This is a genomic window from Paenibacillus sp. F411 (assembly GCF_017582705.1).
GTDB lineage: Bacteria > Bacillota > Bacilli > Paenibacillales > Paenibacillaceae > Paenibacillus_AQ > Paenibacillus_AQ algicola.
This window is the reverse complement of record NZ_JAGFIP010000001.1, coordinates 421,690-444,088: the sequence shown is the minus strand read 5'-3', so window position 1 is coordinate 444,088 and position 22,399 is coordinate 421,690. Positions and strand designations below refer to the sequence as shown.

The 22,399-nt window shown below is 54.8% G+C and carries 21 protein-coding genes; 2 read left to right on the top strand and 19 right to left on the bottom strand.

What is annotated here, in order from left to right; all coding sequences use genetic code 11:
- Positions 1-40: 40 nt before the first annotated feature.
- The 12 genes from ftsY to JJQ72_RS01900 form a co-directional block, all read right to left on the bottom strand.
- Positions 41-1,036: a signal recognition particle-docking protein FtsY gene (gene ftsY, locus JJQ72_RS01955; protein ID WP_138226156.1), complete on the bottom strand. Its 996-nt coding sequence runs from the start codon at positions 1,034-1,036 to the stop codon at positions 41-43.
- Positions 1,037-1,148: 112 nt separating this feature from the next.
- Positions 1,149-4,718, bottom strand: a complete 3,570-nt coding sequence (smc, locus tag JJQ72_RS01950) for a chromosome segregation protein SMC (protein ID WP_208202551.1) — start codon at positions 4,716-4,718, stop codon at positions 1,149-1,151.
- Between the two features lie 176 nt (positions 4,719-4,894).
- Positions 4,895-5,593: a ribonuclease III gene (gene rnc / locus JJQ72_RS01945; RefSeq protein WP_138226158.1), complete on the bottom strand. Its 699-nt coding sequence runs from the start codon at positions 5,591-5,593 to the stop codon at positions 4,895-4,897.
- Positions 5,594-5,605: 12 nt separating this feature from the next.
- Complete coding sequence (fabF, locus tag JJQ72_RS01940; protein WP_208202550.1) at positions 5,606-6,844, bottom strand: beta-ketoacyl-ACP synthase II; 1,239 nt, start codon at positions 6,842-6,844, stop codon at positions 5,606-5,608.
- 160 nt (positions 6,845-7,004) lie between these two features.
- Positions 7,005-7,238: an acyl carrier protein gene (acpP, locus tag JJQ72_RS01935; protein ID WP_046677908.1), complete on the bottom strand. Its 234-nt coding sequence runs from the start codon at positions 7,236-7,238 to the stop codon at positions 7,005-7,007.
- Between the two features lie 114 nt (positions 7,239-7,352).
- Positions 7,353-8,102 (bottom strand): 3-oxoacyl-[acyl-carrier-protein] reductase, encoded by a 750-nt coding sequence (fabG, locus tag JJQ72_RS01930; protein ID WP_138226160.1) that lies wholly within the window; start codon positions 8,100-8,102, stop codon positions 7,353-7,355.
- Between the two features lie 69 nt (positions 8,103-8,171).
- Complete coding sequence (gene fabD / locus JJQ72_RS01925) at positions 8,172-9,104, bottom strand: ACP S-malonyltransferase (RefSeq protein ID WP_208202549.1); 933 nt, start codon at positions 9,102-9,104, stop codon at positions 8,172-8,174.
- Between the two features lie 50 nt (positions 9,105-9,154).
- Positions 9,155-10,147 (bottom strand): beta-ketoacyl-ACP synthase III, encoded by a 993-nt coding sequence (locus JJQ72_RS01920; RefSeq protein ID WP_138226162.1) that lies wholly within the window; start codon positions 10,145-10,147, stop codon positions 9,155-9,157.
- Between the two features lie 8 nt (positions 10,148-10,155).
- Complete coding sequence (gene plsX, locus JJQ72_RS01915; RefSeq protein WP_138226163.1) at positions 10,156-11,142, bottom strand: phosphate acyltransferase PlsX; 987 nt, start codon at positions 11,140-11,142, stop codon at positions 10,156-10,158.
- Positions 11,143-11,167: 25 nt separating this feature from the next.
- Positions 11,168-11,728 carry a transcription factor FapR gene (fapR, locus tag JJQ72_RS01910; RefSeq protein ID WP_208202548.1) on the bottom strand — a complete coding sequence of 187 codons (561 nt, stop codon included), beginning with the start codon at positions 11,726-11,728 and terminating at the stop codon, positions 11,168-11,170.
- Between the two features lie 190 nt (positions 11,729-11,918).
- Positions 11,919-12,092, bottom strand: coding sequence for a 50S ribosomal protein L32 (gene rpmF, locus JJQ72_RS01905; protein ID WP_006211382.1), 174 nt, complete (start codon positions 12,090-12,092; stop codon positions 11,919-11,921).
- Positions 12,093-12,145: 53 nt separating this feature from the next.
- Positions 12,146-12,655 (bottom strand): YceD family protein, encoded by a 510-nt coding sequence (locus JJQ72_RS01900; RefSeq protein WP_138226165.1) that lies wholly within the window; start codon positions 12,653-12,655, stop codon positions 12,146-12,148.
- A gap of 187 nt (positions 12,656-12,842) precedes the next feature.
- Between JJQ72_RS01900 and JJQ72_RS01895 the strand changes: the two genes are divergently transcribed.
- A complete protein-coding gene (locus JJQ72_RS01895) occupies positions 12,843-14,078 on the top strand; it encodes a nucleotidyltransferase (RefSeq protein WP_208202547.1) in 1,236 nt (411 codons plus the stop codon).
- Here the strand turns inward: JJQ72_RS01895 and JJQ72_RS01890 are convergent.
- Positions 14,056-15,108 carry a SepM family pheromone-processing serine protease gene (locus JJQ72_RS01890; protein ID WP_208202546.1) on the bottom strand — a complete coding sequence of 351 codons (1,053 nt, stop codon included), beginning with the start codon at positions 15,106-15,108 and terminating at the stop codon, positions 14,056-14,058. The genes JJQ72_RS01895 and JJQ72_RS01890 overlap by 23 nt on opposite strands.
- A 124-nt stretch (positions 15,109-15,232) precedes the next feature.
- On the opposite strand from JJQ72_RS01890, the gene JJQ72_RS01885 reads away from it, so the two are divergent.
- Positions 15,233-16,432, top strand: a complete 1,200-nt coding sequence (locus JJQ72_RS01885; protein ID WP_208202545.1) for a nucleoside recognition domain-containing protein — start codon at positions 15,233-15,235, stop codon at positions 16,430-16,432.
- Here JJQ72_RS01885 and coaD read toward each other — a convergent pair.
- From coaD to JJQ72_RS01860, 6 genes are all read right to left on the bottom strand, one after another.
- On the bottom strand, positions 16,413-16,925 hold the full coding sequence (coaD, locus tag JJQ72_RS01880; protein WP_138226169.1) for a pantetheine-phosphate adenylyltransferase: 513 nt from the start codon (positions 16,923-16,925) through the stop codon (positions 16,413-16,415). The genes JJQ72_RS01885 and coaD overlap by 20 nt on opposite strands.
- Before the next feature lie 2 nt (positions 16,926-16,927).
- Positions 16,928-17,521: a 16S rRNA (guanine(966)-N(2))-methyltransferase RsmD gene (gene rsmD, locus JJQ72_RS01875; protein WP_208202544.1), complete on the bottom strand. Its 594-nt coding sequence runs from the start codon at positions 17,519-17,521 to the stop codon at positions 16,928-16,930.
- Between the two features lie 470 nt (positions 17,522-17,991).
- Positions 17,992-18,099 (bottom strand): sporulation protein YjcZ, encoded by a 108-nt coding sequence (locus tag JJQ72_RS20395; protein ID WP_138226218.1) that lies wholly within the window; start codon positions 18,097-18,099, stop codon positions 17,992-17,994.
- A 148-nt stretch (positions 18,100-18,247) separates the two neighbouring features.
- Positions 18,248-18,478, bottom strand: a complete 231-nt coding sequence (locus tag JJQ72_RS01870) for a helix-turn-helix domain-containing protein (RefSeq protein WP_208202543.1) — start codon at positions 18,476-18,478, stop codon at positions 18,248-18,250.
- A gap of 43 nt (positions 18,479-18,521) precedes the next feature.
- Entirely contained in the window at positions 18,522-19,142 is a 621-nt protein-coding gene (locus JJQ72_RS01865; protein ID WP_208202542.1) for a GDSL-type esterase/lipase family protein, read from the bottom strand.
- Between the two features lie 86 nt (positions 19,143-19,228).
- Positions 19,229-22,390 (bottom strand): MMPL family transporter, encoded by a 3,162-nt coding sequence (locus JJQ72_RS01860; RefSeq protein ID WP_208202541.1) that lies wholly within the window; start codon positions 22,388-22,390, stop codon positions 19,229-19,231.
- Between the last annotated feature and the right edge of the window lie 9 nt (positions 22,391-22,399).

Genomic DNA, 22,399 nt, shown 5'->3' with positions numbered 1-22,399 from the left:
GGACGATCCTCTGATGACTGCAGCTTCTTGCAGGAATACGCTAGATTGGCTCATCCTGTGCTTCTTCCTTGATCAAGCCTGCAAACAGGGCATGTACGAATTGCTCCGAGTCAAAGGTCTGGAGATCATCGGCCTTCTCACCGAGACCGACCAGCTTCACCGGCAGGTTCAGCTCCTGGCGGATTGCGACGACAATACCGCCCTTCGCTGTCCCGTCCAGCTTCGTCAGCACGAGTCCGGTCACACCGCTCTTCTCTCCGAACAGCTTCGCTTGACTCAGCGCGTTCTGGCCCGTAGTAGCGTCCAGCACCATCAGCACTTCATGAGGAGCACTCGGAATTTCACGCTGAATGACCCGGAAGATTTTGTTCAGCTCATCCATCAGATTGCTCTTGTTCTGCAGCCGGCCGGCAGTGTCGCAGAGCAGCACGTCCGCTTTGCGCTGCTTGGCAGCCTGCACGGCATCATACATGACCGCCGCGGGATCAGACCCCGCCTGCTGCTTGATCACCTCAACGCCGACACGCTGGCCCCACACCTCCAGCTGCTCAATGGCACCTGCGCGGAAGGTATCCCCTGCGGCGAGTACGACCCTCTTGCCCTCCTGCTTGAAGCGGTGGGCCAGCTTGCCGATGGTTGTCGTCTTGCCGACACCGTTGACGCCGACGAACAGGATGACCGTAATTCCATCCGGATTCATCCGCAGCTCGTTATTGTCGTCGCCGCGCAGCAGCCCCATTAATTTCTCGGACAGCACCGGCTGCAGATCAGCAGCGTCCTCAATGCGGCGTTTCTTCACCTCGGCCCGCAGTTCATCCATCAGCTCCATGACAGTTGAGACGCCAACGTCAGCACCAATGAGGATTTCTTCCAGCTCCTCGTAAAATTCCTCATCTATTTTTTTGCGGCGAATGACGAGGTCAGATACCTTCTCGACCAGTCCTTTACGGGTTTTCTCCAGGCCGTCGCGGAACTGCTTCGTGACGCTTTCCGTTTTGCTGGAGATGCTTTCTTTCAGTTTTTTGAAAAAGCTCATGGTTTCCCTCCGTGTCTGTAAGTTACGTGAAAGCCGCTGACCGCCCTGAACACATCAAAGACAGACAGTTCCAGCTCCTTCAACCTAAAATTTGTACTTTTGTTTGTCCAGGTCAAGCAATCACTGCTTCTTCATTTTCCAGCTTGACGGAGACGAGCTTCGAAACGCCGCCCTCCTCCATCGTGACACCGTACAGCACGTCCGCCTCCTCCATCGTTCCCTTGCGGTGCGTAACTACGATAAATTGAGTTTGCTCCGAGAATTCACGGAGATAACGCGCAAAGCGGACCACATTCGCCTCATCCAGCGCTGCTTCCACCTCATCCAGTACGCAAAATGGCACCGGCTTGACCTGGAGGATCGAGAACAGAAGCGCCATGGCTGTCAAAGCCCGCTCACCGCCGGAGAGCAGCTGAAGGTTCTGCAGCTTCTTGCCGGGTGGCTGGGCCACAATGTCGATGCCGGTTTCCAGCATCCGCTCCGGGTCCATCAGAATGAGATCAGCTCGCCCGCCGCCGAACAGCTTCGCGAAGACCGTGACGAATTCCTTGCGAATCGCATCGAATGTCGTTTTGAAGCGCCGGGACATCTCATCATCCATTTCCTTGATGACCTGATAGAGCGTAGTCTTGGCCTCAATGAGATCCTCCTTCTGTTCATGCAGGAACTGATAACGTTCATTCACCCGCTGGTATTCCTCGATCGCACCGAGATTGACTTCGCCCAGCGAGGAAATGTCCCGCTTCAGCTCCCGTACCTCCAGCTGAACAGCGGGAACATCCTCCGGCACCGCATAACGCTGCTTCGCCAGCTCATAGCTGAGCTCATAATCATCACTCAGCTTTTTCAAAATGTTCTCCAGCTCCACATCCAGCCGGTTTACACCGATTTCCGTCTGTCTCAGCTGGTCCTCTACAAACTTCAGCTGATTGCGCTGCTCCCGGGTCTCATTCTCGGCCAGCTCCAGCTTCTGGCTCAGCTGCGCCCTTGAAGCCCGCTTAAACTCCAGCTGCTCTGCCGCTTCTTCCTTCTTCAAGCGGTAGTGGTTCAGATTCTCGGTTTGCTTCACACTTTCTAGCGCATTTTGCTCCAGCTCAGCGGTTACAGAGGTTAGCATTTCCCGGTTTTGGCGATGCTCCCGGCCATGGTTGCTGACATCGGACCTCAGGCGCTTGAAGCTCTCCTCCAGTGAGAAGATTTCCTGGTCGAGCTTGCCCTCGCGAACCTTCATAGAAGTCAGACTGCCCTGCAGCTCCTCCTTGGCGGATTCATTCGCTTTGCGGGCGAACGCCGCTGCCTGGATCGCCTGGTGCGTCTGTTTTTCTTTCTCCTCCAGCTCAGCCAGCAGCTTGACTGCCCGCTCCCGGCCGTCTCCGATCTCCTTCGCTTCCTGCTCCTGGCCGCTCTTCTCCTGGCCCGCGAGCTCAGCCTGCTCCAGAACATGGCGCAGCTCATGCTCCAGCTGCTTTCGGTCACTTGCAGCCTGCTGCTCTTCCAGACGCCGCTCATCTCCGTCACGACGCAGCTGGTCGAGTTTCTCCTGAGCCTCAGTCATCTGCCGCCGCACCTTGTCAATGCCTTGGCGAAGCTTGGACAGCTGAGCCTCTGACTCCTGGATTTCCTGGTCCAGACTATCCAGCTGGCGTTTACGACCCAGCAAATTATTGCTTTTCTTGTGGTGACTGCCCCCGGTCATGGAGCCCCCGGCATTGACCACATCTCCCTCCAGGGTAACCACCCGGTATCTGTAATGAAACCTGGCGGCAATCTTGTTCGCCTGCTCCAGCGTTTCAGCAATGACCACATTGCCCAGCAGGCTGCCAACAATGCTGCTATATGCGGGGTCAAACTTTACAAGCTCTGAGCCAAAGCCTACGAAGCCCTGCTCACCTTCAGCCAGCGACCGGTCCTGAGAGGATACCTGCCTTGGACGGATGACGTCCAAAGGAAGGAAGGTGGCCCGCCCCAGCTGACGCTGCTTTAGAAACTGGATCGCCTGGCGCGACACGGCTTCATTTTCCATGACGATATGCTGTACGGAAGCTCCCAGTGCTGTTTCCATGGCAAGCTCCAGCTTCTCCGGTACTGTGATCAGCTCCGCAACTGCCCCATGAACACCCAATAGTGCCGACTTGCGCGCGGCCTTGAGAACCTCCTTGACGCCGAGCATAAACCCGTCAAAGTCATCCTGCATCTCCTGCATAGTATCGCGTCTTGCGATTTGGGCCTCCCGCTTCTGCTCCCATTTACGGAGCGCCTGCTGACTTTCGTCCAGCAGCTTCTGCAGCGAGTGGTATCTCTCGCTCTCCGATATGTAGCCGCCCCGAAGCTCCGCAATCTCCTTCGCACAGCGCTCGATGCTGCGCTCAATGTGTTCTTTGCGCTGAAGCAGCTGTTCCTTCTGCTCATCCCATTTTCCGGATTCCTCCTGCGCCCGGCTCATTCGCTTCTCCAGCGCTTCCATTCGCTGATCTGCGTACCGGATTTCATTGCGAGCCTGTGCCATTTGGTTCATCAGCTCCAGCAGGCTGCCCTTCAGGCTCTCCTCCTGCTGCTGACTGATACCTCCGTTAACCCCCACGAGCTTGGCTTCCTCGGCAGAGAGGCTGTCCCGAAGCTGGGAAAGCTCCTGGTGCAGCGACTTCAGCTTCTCCTCCATGCACACCAGCTCGGCCTGACGCTCACTGAGGCGGGAGTCTCCTTGATCCACACTGCTAGTGAGCTGCTCCTTAGTACGCTCGAGATTCCTGCGCCGTTCCTTCAGCACCTCTGCATAGCCTTCGCTCTTCTCATAGGATTGACTGAACTGGAGCAGCTGGGATTGAATGCCTTCGACCTCCTCCTCCAGCTGCTTTAAGGCCAGACGGTCGCTCTCCAGCTTCGCATCATGGGCCGAGACAACCGTTGACAGAGACAGCTGCTCCTGCTTCAGCTGCTCCAGCTTCTCTCCTGCCTCGCTCCAGGCGGTATGAATCTGTTCGATCTGGTACACATACAGAGAAATCTCTTTATATTTGAGCTGTTCCTTCAGCTCTTTGTATCGCATAGCCTTCGCGGACTGTTCCTTCAGCGGACCAATCTGATCCTCCAGCTCGGTCACGAGGTCATGAATTCGAAGCAGGTTCTGCTCGGTTTCATCCAGCTTGCGCACCGATTCCTTCTTGCGTGATTTATATTTGACAATGCCCGAGGCTTCTTCAAAAATCCCTCTGCGATCCTCCGAGCGGGTGCTTAAAATCTCTTCAATCCGGCCCTGACCAATGATGGAATACGCTTCCTTGCCAATTCCCGTATCCATAAACAGCTCGGTAATATCCTTCAGCCGGCAGGGCTGGCGATTAATCAGATATTCACTATCGCCGCTGCGGTGGACCCGCCGGGTCACTGTCACCTCGCTGAAGTCGAGCGGAAGCACATGGTCAGCATTATCCAGGGTTAAAGATACCTCCCCATAATTGACCGCTTTACGAGCATCACTTCCGGCAAAAATGATGTCCTCCATCTTTCCGCCCCGAAGCGATTTCGCACTCTGTTCTCCGAGAACCCAGCGAATCCCGTCGGATATATTGCTTTTACCGCTGCCGTTCGGTCCAACGACCGCGGTAATGCCCCGGACAAAATCCATCTCCGTCTTATCGGCAAACGATTTAAAGCCCGCTAACTCGATTCTTTTCAAGAACATATCTTCCCTATCACCTCAAACGTTATTGTACCATACCCCGATCTTTCTTCACCTGCGATCCCCTGTCTTTGCTTGTTCCCAGACAACGAAAAAGAGCAAAAAACAGTCGTCGCCTCTCTCTTACCAATGATTCGCGCGACTGCTCTTTGCTCTTTGTTTGTCCGCAAGGACCGCTGCTAGGCCTCAGTGGCTCGGATGCGCTTTAACGCGACCGCTGCAGCCTGCTGCTCTGCTTCCTTCTTGGAGCGTCCGCTGCCTCGTCCAAGACATTCGCTTCCCATGTGTACCTCAGAGACAAACTCCCGCTCATGCGCAGGTCCCCGCTCCTCTACAATCCGGTATTCCAGTGTTCCCATGCCGTGATGCTGTGTCAATTCCTGCAGCTCGGTCTTGTAATCGCTCATCTGCGGGCGTCCGTTTAGCGTTATGGAAGGAAATACATGATCATTCAAAAAAACACTGACGGCTTCCAGGCCCTGATCCAGATAGAGCGCTCCCACAAAGGATTCAAACACATCCGCGAGCAGAGCCGGGCGGGTTCTGCCGCCCGTCATTTCCTCGCCTTTGCCCAGCAGTACGTAACGGCCGAAATCCAGCTTCTCGGCAAATTTGACCAGCGAAGGCTCACATACAATAGCCGCCCTCAGCTTGGTTAATTCGCCCTCCGGCCGATCCGGATACTGATTGTACAAAAATTCACTGACCGTGAGCTCAAGCACGGCATCACCCAGAAATTCAAGCCGTTCATTGTCCTGATTCTGGGTGAACCGGTGTTCATTGACATACGAGGCGTGGGTAAAGGCTTGCTTCAGCAGCGTGCCGTTACGAAACCGGATCTGGAGTTTATGCTGTAACTGCTTCAGATCTCCACTCAACGCACTGTCCCCTTACTTACTGAATTTTTTAAGAATAATGGTGGCGTTATGGCCCCCGAATCCAAAGGAGTTGGACATGACTACGTCCAGGTCGCTTGGTCTTGGATGGTTTGGAACATAATCCAGATCACATTCCAGATCCTGATCCTCCAGATTGATCGTCGGCGCAATGGTCTGATGAGTCAGGCTCAGTGCACAAATGACCGCTTCCACGCCGCCGGCTGCGCCCAGCAGATGCCCGGTCATGGACTTCGTAGAGCTGACCGCCAGCTTGTACGCATGATCACCGAACGCCTTCTTAACCGCCAGCGTTTCCGAGCGGTCACCGACCGGCGTAGACGTTCCGTGTGCATTGATGTAATCCACCTGCTCTGGCGCAATGCCTGCGTCACGGATCGCCATGTTCATACAGCGTGCCGCACCTTCCGGATTAGGCTCCGTGATATGGTGAGCATCAGCGCTCAAGCCATAGCCAATCACTTCTGCATAAATCTTGGCGCCGCGCTTCTCCGCATGCTCCAGCGATTCCAGAATCAGCACACCGGCTCCTTCGCCCATAACAAAGCCGTCACGGCCCGTATCAAACGGTCGGCTGGCTTTCTCCGGCTCCTCATTGCGTGTCGACATCGCTCTCATGGAGCAGAAGCCTGCCATGCCGGTAGGACGGATCGTCGCTTCAGCACCGCCGCACACCATGACATCTGCGTCTCCCCGCTGGATCATACGCATAGAGTCCCCGATCGAGTGCGTGCCTGTAGCGCAGGCCGTGACCTGCGTCGTATTCGGCCCCTTGGCACCCAGGTTGATTGACATCTGGCCGGACGCCATATTAGCGATCATCATCGGGATAAAGAACGGGCTAACCCGCTTCGGACCCTTCTCCAGCAGGACATTATGCTGATCCTCCCAGGTGCCCAGGCCGCCAATGCCGGAGCCGATCGACACGCCTACGCGCTCCGCTTCTGCATTCTCGCCGATCACAATGCCGCTGTCCTCCAGCGCCTTGGAGCCGGCAGCTACCGCAAACTGCACGAACCGGTCCATCTTCCGCGCTTCCTTCCGGTCCATATAATCCTCAGGGTTGAAATCCTTCACCGACGCCGCAATCTGCGTTGGATAGTCGCTGACATCAAAAGCCTCTACCACCGAAATACCGGATTTCCCTTCCATCAGGCTGTTCCAGAAGGTATCCAGGTCCTGACCCAATGAGGTCATAACGCCCATACCTGTAATTACTACTCTCTGTTTCAAAACAGATCACCTCTATATAGACTGCACTTCCGCAATCGGAAGGGCTGCAGTAATAATCTTTCATGTGCTGTATGCATCAAGCATGAGTGGAGTTTTAAAAAGTCTGAGAATGAGGAGAAGTCCCGCCTTTCATCCAAAAGAACGGGACCCAATTGATTCCTTAGGTATGAGATTGTATGTACTTCACAACTTCACCTACGGTTGTAATTTTCTCCGCATCTTCATCAGAGATCTCCATATCAAACTCATCTTCCAATTCCATAACCAATTCTACTACGTCGAGAGAATCAGCTCCAAGGTCATCTTTGAAAGATGCTTCTAGTGTAACGTCGGCTTCGTCAGCACCCAGGCGGTCGACAACGATGCGTTTCACGCGTTCTAATACATCGGACATCCGGCTCACCTCCTCTTTGGACATTATACGAGATATGACTTCAAATTACCATAGAAGCCCTGTGAATTCATGGGCTGTCCAAGCCCCCGCTATTCATCATAGCTGACAGGGTCATTACATATACATTCCGCCGTCCACATGAAGGGTCTGTCCCGTCATGTAGGAAGCACCGGCAGAAGCCAGGAACACCACGATCGAAGCGATCTCTTCCGGCTGTCCCAAGCGAGCCAGCGGAATATCGTTCAACAGCTTCTGGCGCATCTCCTCCGGCAGCTCCCGCGTCATATCGGTATCGATAAAGCCGGGGGCTACCGCATTGACCGTAATACCGCGGGAAGCCAATTCCCTAGCCGCAGACTTGGTCAGACCGATCACACCGGCCTTGGCTGCAACATAGTTCGACTGCCCCGGATTCCCTAAGGCACCTACTACAGAGGAGATGTTGATAATTCTTCCGGAGCGCTGCTTCATCATAGGACGAGTGACAGCCTTCAGACAATTGAATACCCCCTTCAGGTTCGTTTCAATGACCTGATCAAACTCCTCTTCCTTCATACGCATGATGAGGTTGTCTCTCGTGATGCCTGCATTGTTGACGAGGATATCTATCCTCCCCCAGGCAGACAGCACCTGCTTCACAAGCTCTTCCGCTTCGCCGCTGACGCCGACATTGCCCTTCAGCACGAGCGCCTCCACGCCTTTGGCGCGAATTTCCTCGGCGACCTGCTCCGCTGCAGCCTGGTTACCGGAATAGTTTACCGCTACATTCACGCCCTGTTCGGCGAGCGCAAGTGCAATACTGCGGCCGATTCCACGGGAACCGCCGGTGACCAGTGACGTTTGCCCTTCTAACATTCGTTTCATCCTAACACCTCCTTTTCTCAAATACAGAACCACTAGAGCCTGTCTAAAGCTACAAGCCAACCGACATCCCTAAACCTTCGCTTCAAGCTCCTGCAGGCTAGCCAAGCTGTTAATATTTATCAGCTTGACATTCTTGTCAATCTTCTTAATCAGACCGCTCAGCACATTGCCCGGACCGATCTCGATAAATGTATCCACACCCTGCGAGATCATCCACTCCACGCTGTCATGCCAGAGCACAGGAGAGTATACCTGCTCAACCAGCAGACTGCGGATTTGAGAGGCGCTGTCCGCCGGCCGCGCTGTAACATTGGCCACGACAGGGATTTCCGGCTCCGCTAGCGTGATGTCTGCCAGCTTGCCAGCCAGACGCTCTGACGCCTCCTTCATCATAGAGGAGTGAAACGGTCCGCTGACCTCCAGCGGGATGGCGCGCTTGGCTCCAGCTTCCTTGATTCGGGCAGATGCAGCGGCTACGCCCTCGGCGGTACCAGAGATGACGATCTGTCCCGGGCAGTTCACGTTGGCCAGTTCTACAGAAAAGCCTTCCGCCGTAATGCTGCTGCACAGAGAGGAGAGACCTTCTCGCTCTGCACCCAGCACGGCAGCCATAGCTCCCTGTCCCCCAGGTACAGCCGCTTCCATATATTCTCCCCGGGCTCTTACCACCTTGACGGCATCCTGCAGGGTCAAAACCCCGGCCGCAACGAGGGCACTGTATTCGCCCAGGCTGTGCCCAGCCACATAATGAGGCACAATGCCATGCTCGCGCAGTCCCTCCAGATAAGCAATGCTTGCTGTAAGAAGTGCCGGCTGTGTGTTCGCGGTTTGCTTCAGCTGTTCCTCCGGACCGTTAAACATGAGTGAGCTGAGGCTCCATCCCAGCTCCTGGTCCGCACTGTCCACAATCGCTTTTGAAGCCGGAATGGCATCATAAACATCCTTCGCCATTCCGACGGATTGGGCTCCCTGCCCGGGAAATACAAATGCAATCTTATTCAAGTGATAAGCTCCTCTCCTTGATATGTGGTGTAACTGCCCCCGACAGGGGATCACCATTTCAGGACAGCTGCTCCCCAGGTCAGGCCGCCACCGAAGCCGACCATAAGCACAGTATCGCCTTCCTGGATCCGTCCCTCCTCCAGCGCTTCAACAAGCGCGAGCGGAACAGAAGCGGCAGAGGTATTCGCATATTTGTCCACGTTGATCACTACTTTTTCCGGTGGTAATGACAAACGCTCCATCGCTGACTGAATAATCCGGATGTTTGCCTGATGCGGGATAAAGAGATCCACGTCCTCTTTGGACGCGCCGGCTTTCTCCAGCACCTTCTCCGTTGCTGTGCCCATCACACGGACAGCAAACTTGAACACTTCCCGGCCATTCATGAAGATGGAATGCTTCTTGGCCTCAATGCTTTCCAATGAAGCCGGCACGCGTGAGCCGCCGCCTTCAAGGTACAGGTGAGATCCCCCGGCACCTTCCGCTCCAAGATCAAAGGCCTTGAAGCCTCGTCCCTCCGGTACCTCGCCAAGGACAACGGCACCCGCGCCGTCGCCGAACAGGACGCAGGTGTTCCGGTCGGTATAATCTGTGATCCGCGACAGGCAGTCTGCGCCAATAACGAGGGCGTTCTTATACATGCCGGTCTGCAAAAAGTTTACTGCTGTCGCCAGGCCATAGACAAAGCCCGAACAGGCTGCCGACAGATCAAAAGCCGCAGCTTTCTTCGCGCCAAGACGCTCCTGCAGCAGACAAGCTGTAGAAGGGAAGAACATATCCGGCGTTATGGTCGCCACAATGATCAGGTCCAGCTCCTCACCGGACATGCCCGCAGCCTCCAGCGCTTTGACCGCAGCATGGTAAGACAGATCTGACGTAGCCTCCTCCGGAGCAGCGATATGGCGTTCGCGGATTCCGGTACGGGACACAATCCACTCATCCGACGTATCGACCATCTTCTCCAGATCCTGATTGGTCAGGACTTTCTCCGGTACGTATTTACCGGCCCCGATAATGCCAACCGGACGTAATTGGTTATTCATACTCTCACTCACTTCCTGCTGATTTCACTTGAGATACTCTGAACGAGATGATTCTGAACGGCAAACCTGGCCTGCCGGACAGCATTCTTGATAGCATTGGCATCAGAAGATCCATGGGCCTTCACGACAAGCCCCTTCAAACCGAGCAGCGGTGCGCCTCCATGCTCCTTGTAATCCATCATAGATTTCAGATTCCGCAATTGCGGCATCATCAGAGCAGCGGCCAGCTTAGTCTTCAGCGACTGCCCAAACTGCTCCTTCAGCAGCGAGAACAGCGTGCCTGCTGTGCCTTCGATGGATTTCAGCATAATATTGCCAGCGAAGCCATCGCACACAATGACATCACAGACGCCATTCATAATATCCCGTGATTCCACATTGCCTACAAAATGAATCGAAAGCGACTCCAGCAGCGGATACGCATGCTTGGTCAGCTCATTGCCTTTTCCCGCCTCGGTGCCGATGTTCAGCAGTCCGACCCGCGGCCGGGACAATCCGTGTACCTTTTCCCGATACAGGCTTCCCATCAAGGCATATTGCTGCAAATGCTCCGGCTTGGCATCCATATTGGCTCCCAGATCCAGAGCAAGCACTCCCTTGCCGTCCACGGTCGGGATCATCGGTGCGAGCGCAGGGCGCTCGATGCCCTCCATCCGGCCGACAACCAGCAGGCCGGTTGTCATCAAGGCTCCTGTATTGCCGGCAGAAATCATCGCATCCGCTTGTCCCTCATGGACCATCCGCCCTGCAACGACCATCGAGGCATCCTTCTTGCGGCGGACGGCGCGAACCGGCTCATCCTCCGCCTCAATCACCTCGCTGGCAGGCTGGACAAGCAAATTTGAAGGGCGGTCTTTCAGCAGCGGCGTCAAGGCCGCCTCATTACCGACCAGAACAATTTCAGTATCCTTCCATTCCCGGGCAGCAGCCAGCGCTCCTTCTACATTACTGTGCGGGGCGTGGTCTCCTCCCATGGCATCAATTGCAATTCTCACTTGCGGTTTCCTCCTTCGAAAAGTGTCACTCGGCTGCCGAACGGTAGACGACAAAATTCCCTTGAAAAACCATTTCGTCACCGACGTAGGTGAACACCTCAACCTTCGCCTTTTGAGCAGCATGGGTTCGTACGTATGCCTTGGCAATACATTTCTCCCCCAGACGCACCTGTCTCAGAAACCGGATATCCGCAGAGGACGTCAGGGCAATCTCATCATTAATCACAGCCACCGCCAGCGAGTTCGCCTGAGCGAATACATTGTGTCCCCGGGCAATCTTCGTTCTGCTGAATACGTGCTCCTCCCGAATCTCAAAAATCGAAATCCCGCTCTTGTCCAGCTGCAAATCGACAATGTCTCCGATGACCTCCTCCAGCGACAGGGACTTGACCTGGTCGTAGGAGTGCTCGGCCATCTGCTTCATCCGTTCACGCAGCTCCGGAATCCCCAGCTCCATCCGATCAAGCCGTATCGTCTGAATGCTCACCTTCAGCTGCCGTGTCAGCTCCCGATCGGTGACAAAAGGGTTCTCCTCGATCATTCTCATCAGCGACTGGTGGCGATCCTTCTTCGGAAGACGTTCCATGGTGCTTCGGCCTCCTTCTGCCGCAATAGCGCCGTCCATATAGTATATTTCAGCGGATGCTGCATGCATTCCGCTATATTTAGAACCTGGTACTAAGATTAAGTATAAAGGATGTCCCCCTAAAAAGAAAGAGAACACCGGACAAAAAAAATAGCACCTCACCATAGATGAAGTACTACTTGTAATAAAACTATTGTTTGATAATCTCTCTAGCTTTGTACGTTCCACACACTTTGCATACGCGGTGAGCCAATTTCAATTCTCCGCACTGCTCGCATTTCACCATGCCTGGCACAGCCAGCTTAAAGTGAGTACGACGCTTGTCACGACGTGTTTTGGACGTTCTACGTTGAGGTACTGCCATGTTCCCACCTCCTTATCCGTTCAGCCCGCCAAGACGGGATGTTAAATCCATCATCATTTAAAAAAGTCCTTCAGCCCGGCCAGCCTCGGGTCGATCACTTCCGTGTCGCAGCCGCAGGAGCCTTCATTCAAATCTCTGCCGCATTTCGGGCAAAGACCGCTGCAGTCCTTCCTGCACACCGGGGCCAGCGGTAAATAGAGCAGCAATGCTTCCTTCACATAGTCGGCAAGATCCACACTCTCACCTTCTACATACGTGATATCATCATTTTCATCCTGGAGGTTGTCCAGGCTGTCTACCGGCTGGAATACTTCATGAAAAGGGATGTCTACATGTTCGTTCACCGGATCCAGGCATCTGGAGCAGTGCATAACCAAATCGCCTTGCAGGCGCCCGGTTACAACTATCGAGCCGTCAACGGAGGATCTTGCAGCCAAATCCGCTTGAAGCGGCTTCACCTCAATAATATCCTTCCGGCCCTTCACCGTCTGACTGACATCCACGGTTTGATGGAATTGTAACGGTTGATCGCTGGTTGTCAATTTACGAAATTGAATAAGCATATCCATCACTCCAAACAAACAAAATTTATTATACCGATTCTTTGCGCCTTTTGTCAACAGGGTATGCATGAAGATCAGGGCAATTTCCGTTTGAAAATGAGTATAGCACGGCGCTTCAGGTCATTTCTATGATTATCGAGAAAAGCGGAATGTGTTTATGATATATTTTGTTCAAGGAGCTGATCTCGTGAAAACCGTTGGAATCATCGTGGAATACAACCCGCTTCATAATGGACATGTCCTGCACTATAAGAAATCCAAGGCCATCGCCCAGGCAGAGCGTACGGTCGCTGTCATGAGCGGGAATTTCCTGCAGCGCGGAGAGCCTGCTCTGGCCGGCAAACGGGCGCGGACCGAAATGGCGCTGTCCATGGGAGCTGACCTTGTCATCGAGCTTCCTGTTGCCTATGCGGTACAGCCTGCCGAATGGTTCGCTTACGGCGCTGTTTCGCTGCTGCACGCTACCGGTGTTGTAGACAGCCTCTGCTTCGGCTCAGAGAGCGGCACACTGAGGGAGCTGACCCCTCTTGCGGCGCTGCTGTCTGCCGAGGACAGCCCGTTCAAGGAAGAGCTGCACCGCCAGATGAGCCTCGGGCACAGCTATCCTGCAGCCTATGCGGCCGCTGCCGGAGCGGCCCAAGGCTCATCTCCGGCTGAAGCCGCCGAGATCACCTCGCTGCTGGGCAAGCCGAACAACACATTAGGACTGCACTATTTGATGGCATTGCGGAGACTGAACAGTCCCATTCAGGCATATACAATTCCCCGGGAAGCCGCACAGTACCATGATCTGCTGCCAGCCGGGCCGACGATCGCCAGCGCCACCTCGATCCGGCGCATCATTCGGGAGCAGGGCCTGGAAGCGGCAGCACCGTATATGCCCCGCTATACCCTGGATATTTTGAGAAGAGAGACCGCGCTAGGGCGGGGTCCTGTGGATTGGGAGGCTTTCAAACAGCCGCTCTTTCTGCTGCTCCAAACCTTAAGCACTCGTGGACTTAGCCGTATGCTGGAGGTCAGCGAGGGCCTGGAGCACCGGATCAAGAGACTGCTGCCGCTCCTCCCCCAGCCGTCCGTTGAAGAGCTGATTAGCGCCCTGAAAACGAAACGCTATACGCGAACCAAGCTTCAGCGGATGCTGCTGCATATTTTGCTTCAGCACAGCAAGGAGGAGCTGAGCCGGGAGCGTCTTGCCTATGGACCCGGCTATATCAGGGTGCTCGGCTTCAGCTCTCGCGGTCAGGAGCTGCTGAAGGCCATGAAGAAAAGTGCTGCCCTTCCGGTCATTATGCAGGCCTCGGACCTGGAGCATCCTCAGCTGGAGCTCGATGTACAAGCTTCCGCAGCTTATGCCGGAGCCTACCCTGATCCGCACACGTCCTGGATGTACGAGGACTACCTTATGCCCCCGCTGCGGCTTTAAGCGGGAGGCTTTCCATATAATCCAGCGCATCCTGCAATTTCTCTACCGGCACCAGCTTCATGCCCGTGCCGATCTGGTCTGCACGGGCCCTGGCGTCCTCGAAATTTTGGCGCGGCACGAAGAAAATCTCTGCCCCTTCACGATCGGCAGCCACAATCTTGTGCACAATTCCGCCAATGGGGCCCACCGTCCCCTCCTTCGTTATCGTCCCCGTACCGGCTGCAACATATCCTTTGGTCAAATCTCCGGGAGTCAGCTGATTGTAAATTTCCATCGTAAACATTAATCCCGCGGAGGGCCCTCCAATATTCGTAGCCGAGAAGGCTACCTTATGGTCCGGATGATCCGGCTGGATCGTCTGCATGGTTGCAATGAGTACGCCGAGGCCCGGCCTTTTTTCCCCGGTTGCGCTGTCTGTAATTTCGACCAGCGGGAGAGTCACTTCAAGCGGCTTGCCACTGCGCTCCAGCTGTACCTGAATGCGGTCACCGGCCTGCAGTGTACGAATGATTTCGGTCAAAGCCTCATGATCGTACACAGCCGTCCCGTTCACCTTCATCAGCTTGTCACCTGGACGGAAATAAGCCTCGCTGCCATACGTGTCCGGGACGGAACGGATAAACATATAATCTGGCACAATGTTGTAAGGAATCCCTGCAGCGGTATATGCCGCCTCCACGGCGAGTGACTGTGAGGTATTCATGTAATAGATCTGAGTCGCGCTGTATTCCTCTTTACTCTGGTCACCCAGCTTCTGCTCCTTCTGTACGACCTCGCTGTTAGGATTGACCGCCGACCAGGCGAGAAGCGCAATGTTGGCATAGCTCGCCGACACCGTTGTCAGCATAAATGCCCCCTGCTCCTCGGAATCTCCGCCATTCACCGAAATCATCGGCTTGATTTCCTCCGCGCTGCCCGGCTGATAGATCATGTAGGGAGTCGGCATGTAGACGATAACGTACACCATGACAGCGACCAGCAGCAGATAAGCGGCGACTCTCATTCCACTTGAATTTCTTGTTCTGTTCATTTGATGTCTCCTTCCCCCCGGATGCAGCTGTAGTCCAGCTGAAGTCCTTGTACACAAGGTCTAAAGGGCTGTCATCCCTGCATAAAATGGTACTAGCCATGTTTACGCAGGAAGGAGACCCCTTATGAATAAAGACCCTGCCGGCGGTCTGAAGGCCGGCCTTTGGATCACGGTCTTGCTGGGAACGGCGGCATTCTTGCTCGTTGCAGCCATTGTCAGCGGACCGGAAACTGCTTTTGAGGCTTCGCTTCATGCGTTGCAGCTGTGGTGGCATATCGTCTTCCCGGCGCTGCTGCCCTTCCTCGTGCTGACCGAAATCATGCTGGCAAGCGGCGCTTCCCACGGCGCAGGTGTACTGCTGGAGCCGTTGATGCGCCGCGTGCTGAAGCTGCCGGGACAAGCAGGCTGGGTGCTCGTTACCGGCATGACTGCCGGCTTTCCGGCCGGAGCGCAGGCGGCGCAGACGCTGGCCCAGCAGGACCGATTGAGTCCTCAGCTGACCGGCAGACTTGCGTCGTTGTCACATTTTTGCAGCCCGATGGCCATTCTGATCGTCGTCGGAGCCGGCATGCTGCAGGACCCTGCCGCTGGCTACGTGCTGCTAATAACGCATTGGTCAGGAGGACTGCTAGCGGCGTGGACACGCTCACGCAAGCATCAGAGCAGCGATGACATCCCGTCCGTGCCACACCACCAGCATACAAGTCCTCTGCTGCTAAGGGCTGCGCAGGCAGCCGGGCAGGCCAGGGCCCGAGACGGACGCAGCCTGGGCAGGCTGCTCGGCGATTCGGTCAGCCGCTCCGTTCAGACGCTGATGATAACCGGCGGGTACATTATTATTTTTGCTGTGCTGATCTCTCTGCTGCAGCATTACTTCCCTATTGTACCCGGAAGCTTGACCTCCGGGACTCTGGAGCTGTACACCGGCGCGCAGGCATTAAGCCATGCGTTCACCGGGACGACCCCCACTCAGTTAGCACTGCTCTCTGCCCTGTTAGCCTGGGGAGGTCTCAGCGGCCAGCTCCAGAGCTTGTCTATCGTTAAGGAGCGCGCGATTTCCTGGCGGGCCTACGCGGGGCATCGACTGCTGCATGCGCTCTACGCCGCCGGAATCACGCTGTTGATATGGAAGCCGCTTCAAGGACTGCTGCCCCCGGCAGCACCGGCGTTCGGCAGCATTCCTGCGGAGTATGCCCATAACGGGCTCAGCTTCAGCGGCTGGGATTCTTTTGTGGACCTTTTTCTTTGGCAGGTCGTACTTGGGCTTGTCCTGGTCCTTGCCTTCAGCCTCACGTCCCGTTTCTTTATTCAGCGGAAGGATTAAGCTTACGGCGGAGTGCAGCATCCACCTCAGGTGACACCAGATCTGTAGTATCTCCATGAAAGTGGGCAATTTCCTTCACCAGACTGGAGCTGAGATAAGAATACTTCGGATTCGTCATCATAAAGATCGTTTCTGCATCCGGGTTAAGCTTGTGGTTCGTGGAAGCCAGCTGCAGCTCGTATTCAAAATCCGTCACCGACCGGATTCCGCGCACAATAACATTGGCGTTCTTTTGCCGGACATAGTTGGCTAACAGATCTCTAAAGCTGTCAATCTGCACATTGGGCAGATGAGCCGTGACCTGGGCGAGCAGATCCTTTCGTTCATCCACCGTAAACAGCGGATTCTTGCTCATGTTGTTCAGGACAGCCACGATGAGCAGGTCAAATTGCCGGGACGCTCTCGTAATAATATCCATATGTCCCATCGTAACGGGATCAAACGTGCCGGGGTAAACGGCAATGCGGTATGATTTCTGCGGTTCTGTGGTCATTGTCAAGCTTCCTCCTCGCCGGATGGCTCCGGCATGCTGCTGGATCCCGTAAATCTGTAGATGGAAACCGCGGTTTCACCGTATCGTGCACTGCGGAGATGCCGGAAGCCCTCCAGCGTCTCTGGATACGTGTAGGACGATTCATACTCAAGCACAATCAGAGCGTCATCATAGAGCAATCCCTTATCGCTCAGTTCGGTCATCAGCGCATCGCCGTTCTTCATCCGGTAGGGCGGATCCAGAAACACGAGGTCGAATTTGTAGCCTCTGCGCTCCAGTACCTTCAATGCACGCGCGGCATCATTGCGGAATACCTCCGCCTGGGACGTAAAGCCGGTTGCGGCAAGATTGGCTTTGATCGTGTCCAGGCTCTTGCTGTCTGCGTCAATAAATACAGCCTTGTCCATTCCGCGGCTAATGCTTTCAATGCCCAGTCCGCCAGTGCCCGCAAACAGGTCCAGCGCGGCACCTCCGTCGAAATAAGGCCCGATCATACTAAATAATGCTTCCTTTACTTTATCCGTCGTGGGACGGGTGCCCGTACCCGGAACGCTTTTCAGCGGCCGGCCTTTGGCACGACCCGATATTACTCTCACTAGTATTTCACCCGTTTCCTGTCCTAATGTCGTTTCTTGTATGAAAATGATGGCATTGAATGAGAATATCGTAACATAATCTGTGGTCGATGAAAAAGAGATCCCCCTGAAAATGAAATTTGCCAATGGGGTATATTCCTGGCAAGATCCGGGCATTCTAACATTATCGACATCAAAAGTGTCGTAGACAACCGCGAAAGAAGACTTACGTTTCCCCATAAGCTCTTCGTCCGGTTTCTCCTCTCCCATGAGGGCGCTCTGCAAAGGGCGCCCGATTTTTTTTGTCGTTATCTACGGAATCGAGAATCCGAGACCATAAAACAGGCCGCCCGCCAAGATCCAGGATCTTGACGGGCGGCTCAAGTAAAACGAGGACACTTCAGCGGATCACCGAGGTGACCACCTTTCTCTCTGCATGCTGCCGGGATTGCTGCAGGAAAGTAAGGAGTTTGCGGCTAAGAATGCTCCAATTAGATGAACGCGCTAGTGATGATTACCAGCAAAATGAAAAGCACCAGAATTGCGCCGACAGAGTTACCTGCTCCATATGCTCCATATGCTCCAGCTGTTCCGCTCACAAGAATCCCTCCCTTTTGTGAAACATACCACAGTATATGAGGGAGGACTGCAAACGACAGGGCATTCGCCCGGCTGCTGCAAAATAGGTGCATTTGCCTCATGACTCATTTCCGTTCTGGACTGTCGGTACCGGGCAGTCTACTGTGCTTAAAGGGAATCGTCCTCCTCGGATGGAGTGCTTCTCAGGGTCCTGCGGTCAATCAATCCCTCTTCCCCCAGCTCCCTGTATTTACGCATCCAGATTTTCAGCCGTCCAATATCGGATATTTGCAGCTCTTGAGCGACCTCTTTCTTGGTCATGCCGTCCAAGCGCATGGCGATTGCTCTTTTCTTCATATCTAGACTGTAGGATTGGAATGTTTGGCCTTTTTTCGCCATCAATATCACCTCTACCTACTATATCGGAATGAAGCGGCTTTTTTTATAATGGCCTGTACCCCAGACGGTTTAGCTGCTCTGCAATCAGGCGGTACCCCTTGGCATTGGGATGAAGGCCATCGGAAGACAGCAGCTCCTGCTCTCTGCCCGCAAACAAGGAGTAAACCTGCGCCGTCGGAAGCAATCCGGATAGAAATCCATTCAGCCGGTGCACATACGCTGCCGCTTCAATCCGCGAAGGGTAGGGGTTATATAGACCCACCGCCCGGATCAGGTAGGGTGAGGCAGGTCCTCCCTTTTTCAATTTGCAGATTTCGTTCACCATACCCTGCCAGCAGGCCTTGCAGCGGGACAGCGCCTGCTCCAGCAGCTCCGGTCTGAAGTCAGTCTCAGAGTCTTGCGCCGCCCGGATCAGATCATTTCCGCCAGCCGAAATCGTAATAATCGCGGCACCCTTCAGGCTGCTGCGAAACTGCGGATCGCGTCGAATCCGTTCGTACAGCTCACAAGAGGTCAGTCCCGGTATGCCCAGCTGATCATAAGCTACAAATTCCTTAACATATTCCTCCGCCATCCGCCGGTATAGCGGAACAAATCCGCTTCCCGGCAGCGCCCCCAAGCCATACGTCAGGGAATCGCCGACGGCGGTGTAACAATATACCATGAACTCCACCCCCACCAGACTCACTGCAATATGATATGCCGCAGCCGGAGGGGGTGGAAACGGTAATTTGCCTTCAAGCTTTGAAATCAGGCAGCCATCTGGCTGGAGTCTCGCTCCTTATCGCTTCCGGCTTTAAAAGGCCACCAATTGCCCCGGCCGAACAGCTTCACCATCACGGGAACGAAAAATGGAAGAAATACTAGAGCGTATAGCACCAGGCCGGTTAGTACCACGGTGGCAATCTGCATCATAGACAGCACGCCGGACGGGTACATCGCAGCAAAGGTGCCGCCAAGAATGAGAACCGCAGACAAAATGACCGTGCCCATATTTTTCATCGCGTACAAGATGCCGCTCTGAACGTCCAGCTCCTTGTTCTCGTTAAAGCGATCCATGAGGAAGATGCTGTAGTCCACCCCTAGCGCAGTGAGCATCACAAATCCAAAGAATGGCGTTGCCCAGCTGATGCCGGTATAACCTAGCAGGTCCACGAACACAAACTCGGTTACGCCCATGGAGACGTAATAGGTGACGACCAGGGCCACCATCAAGTAAATAGGCATGACCACCGATCTCAAGAGCAGCACCAGCACGAGGAAAATCCCGCCCAGCATCAGAGTAACTGTACGATTGTAATCCTCATCAGAAATTTGCTTCAAATCCGCATAGGTGCTCGTCACGCCGCTCACCGCGGTTTCCGCCTGCTCCAGCTTGGTCCCTTTGACCGCCGTCGCCACTGCATTCTCAATGTCGCCGATACGGGTTAATGTCTCAGCTGCATAAGGATTGCCTGCAAAAACAACGTCCAGCGTCATGAGCTTACGGTCGGGAGACATGTAAGTATCATAGACCCGCGTCATCTCGGGATCAGACAAGGCCTCCTCTGGAACGAGGAACCCGCTGGTTTCCGGATCACCTGCATTCTCGATTTGCGCCAGATAGGTCTGGGCTGTTGTCAATCCATCCTGAATCTGAGAAATCCCTTTGACACTCTCATCTAATCCTCCGGTGAGCTCACCCAGCTGCCCAGACAGCTCCTTAAAACCATTCTCAATTTGCTGCTGTCCTTCCTCAATCTGGGTCAGACCTGACTGAATATCCGGCAGCTGCTGAATCACTGCACCCTGTCCCTCTGCTGCCTGCTCCAGACCGTCTTCCAACGCTTGAATGCCTTGAAGAATCTGGCTGAGCCCTGAAGTCAGCGCCTCTTGTCCGGATACTGCCGCGGCATAGCCTTGATTCGCCTGCTTTAAGCCCTCCGCCGCCTGCAGGGTGTTCTTTTCCATGTCACGAACGCCTGAAGACAGCTGAGACAGACCTGCTGAGGTCTGGGTTACCGTTTCCCGGATATTCATATAATCCGAATTCTGCTGCAGCTGCGGCTCCGCGGCCTCCAGTGCAGTAAAGGAGGGCTGCAGACCTGCCAGCATTTGCTCAACGCCCTGCAGGCTACCGAGCACCTCTCCCATAGATTTGCCTAGAACGGAAATCCCATCCCCGGCCGCCTGGTAACCCGCAAGCAGCTCCTGGTGCGCATTGGCCAGCTGCTGTGCGCTAGCCTTTGCCTGCTGCAATCCTGTACCCAGCTCCCCGGCGCCGGCAGCGCCGCTTGTCATGCCGCCTTGAATTTGCGCCAATGCTGCGCTCAGCTCACCGATGCCCTGATTCAGCTCCGCTGTGCCTTCCGTCAGCTTGCTGCTGCTGACAGCGGCTTCAGCAAGCTGAGGCTCATTTTGACTCAGCTGGCGGCTCGCCTCCGACAGGCCGGAGCCAATCTGGGACAGCCCGTCTGTCGATTGGCCGATCCCTTCTCCCAGCGCAGCCGCCTGGGCTGTAATCCGGAAATCCTCAATTTCGTCACCCGCCGGACGGGAGGCGCTGCGAACCTCTTCTACCCCCTCGACCTTCAGGATGCTGCGGGTTATGGCTTCAGTCAAAGCAAGATACTCTCCCGTATCCAGACGGTCGTCGTTCTTGATCACGACGGTAGCCGGCATGGACTGTCCAGCGCCAAAGGCCGACTCAATCAGGTTAAATCCTTTCACAGACTCATAATCCTCGCTAATTTCCTCCATATTATTGAAGGACAGCTGGCCGCTGTACGTTACCAGAAACGGAACGCAGATGACAGCAACCACGATCAGCGCCGCCAGCGGGCGCTTTAGCGAAAAGGCGCCTGCCATCCCCCATAGCCGGCTCTCCTTATGCTCCAGCGAGCCTTTGGACGGCCAGAACAGCTTGCTCCCCAGCACGGCCATGAAGAACGGCACGATCGTGAACAAGGCTGCAAGCATGACCGCGATACCAACAGCTACCGCTACTGCCGAGCGGTACAGAATAAACTGCGACATTCCGATGGATACAAATCCGATCAAGACCGCAAGCCCGGAGAAAAAAACGGTTCGGCCTGCCGTCCTGTAGGTTTCCACAATCGCAGAAGAAATGTCCTCCTGCCGGCTCATTTCCTCCTTAAAGCGGCTGATCAGCAGGATGCAGTAATCTGTTCCGATCCCGAACATAACGGCCACCATGAAAATCTGTGTAAAGGTTGACAGTGGAAAGTTAACACTGTCCACCAGAAAGGCTACAATCGACTGCGACACCAGATAGCTCAGACCCACAGTCAGCAGCGGCACAAAGGGGGCAACCAATGAACGGAACACGGCAAATAAAATGACCAGAATGAAAATGATCGTTATGTATTCCGTTTTCTTCAGCCCGTCCTGTGACCCCTGAATGGTATCTTCATTGACGAGCTCGCTGCCGGTCATGTAGTAATCGACTCCGATGTCTCCCAGCGCTTCATGAATCAGGCTGCGTGTTTCTCCGGGCTCCATCACTTTAGCATCTGAGGAAATCGCAATCATTACCGCCTTGCCGTCCTCGGACACCATCTTGTCCTCCAGCTGCGGCTCATCAAAGGGATTCATCACCGACGTGACGCCCAGAGCTTCCCCTTGAGTCTTTAGGCTCTCTACCGCTGCTTGGACACGCTCTTTGTCATCCTGACCCAGCCCTTGCTCTTTATAAAAAATCATTGCCGACTGAATCTGCTGCTCCTGCTCCCCTCCGGCATTCATTTCACGCAGCAGCTCCGCCGCCTTGGACGAGGCATAACCATCCGGTACAGACAGCTGACCCTTCTCGCGGACGAGCTCGCTCATTGGCGGTGCAGCCATCATTAAGGCAACAGCCATAACGAGCCAGATGACCAGCAACGCCCACTTGGACTTCAATATCAATCTCATGCTCCTACT

Coding starts and splice junctions, on each gene's coding strand:
- JJQ72_RS01885 (WP_208202545.1), top strand. CDS start 15,233: ATGAATAAAGACCCTGCCGGCGGTCTGAAGGCCGGCCTTTGGATCACG.
- JJQ72_RS01870 (WP_208202543.1), bottom strand. CDS start 18,478: ATGGCGAAAAAAGGCCAAACATTCCAATCCTACAGTCTAGATATGAAG.
- smc (WP_208202551.1), bottom strand. CDS start 4,718: ATGTTCTTGAAAAGAATCGAGTTAGCGGGCTTTAAATCGTTTGCCGAT.
- JJQ72_RS01900 (WP_138226165.1), bottom strand. CDS start 12,655: ATGCTTATTCAATTTCGTAAATTGACAACCAGCGATCAACCGTTACAA.
- fapR (WP_208202548.1), bottom strand. CDS start 11,728: ATGGAACGTCTTCCGAAGAAGGATCGCCACCAGTCGCTGATGAGAATG.
- coaD (WP_138226169.1), bottom strand. CDS start 16,925: ATGACCACAGAACCGCAGAAATCATACCGCATTGCCGTTTACCCCGGC.
- JJQ72_RS01890 (WP_208202546.1), bottom strand. CDS start 15,108: ATGAACAGAACAAGAAATTCAAGTGGAATGAGAGTCGCCGCTTATCTG.
- JJQ72_RS01865 (WP_208202542.1), bottom strand. CDS start 19,142: ATGGTATATTGTTACACCGCCGTCGGCGATTCCCTGACGTATGGCTTG.
- JJQ72_RS01860 (WP_208202541.1), bottom strand. CDS start 22,390: ATGAGATTGATATTGAAGTCCAAGTGGGCGTTGCTGGTCATCTGGCTC.
- fabG (WP_138226160.1), bottom strand. CDS start 8,102: ATGAAACGAATGTTAGAAGGGCAAACGTCACTGGTCACCGGCGGTTCC.
- ftsY (WP_138226156.1), bottom strand. CDS start 1,036: ATGAGCTTTTTCAAAAAACTGAAAGAAAGCATCTCCAGCAAAACGGAA.
- rpmF (WP_006211382.1), bottom strand. CDS start 12,092: ATGGCAGTACCTCAACGTAGAACGTCCAAAACACGTCGTGACAAGCGT.
- JJQ72_RS01920 (WP_138226162.1), bottom strand. CDS start 10,147: ATGAATAACCAATTACGTCCGGTTGGCATTATCGGGGCCGGTAAATAC.
- acpP (WP_046677908.1), bottom strand. CDS start 7,238: ATGTCCGATGTATTAGAACGCGTGAAACGCATCGTTGTCGACCGCCTG.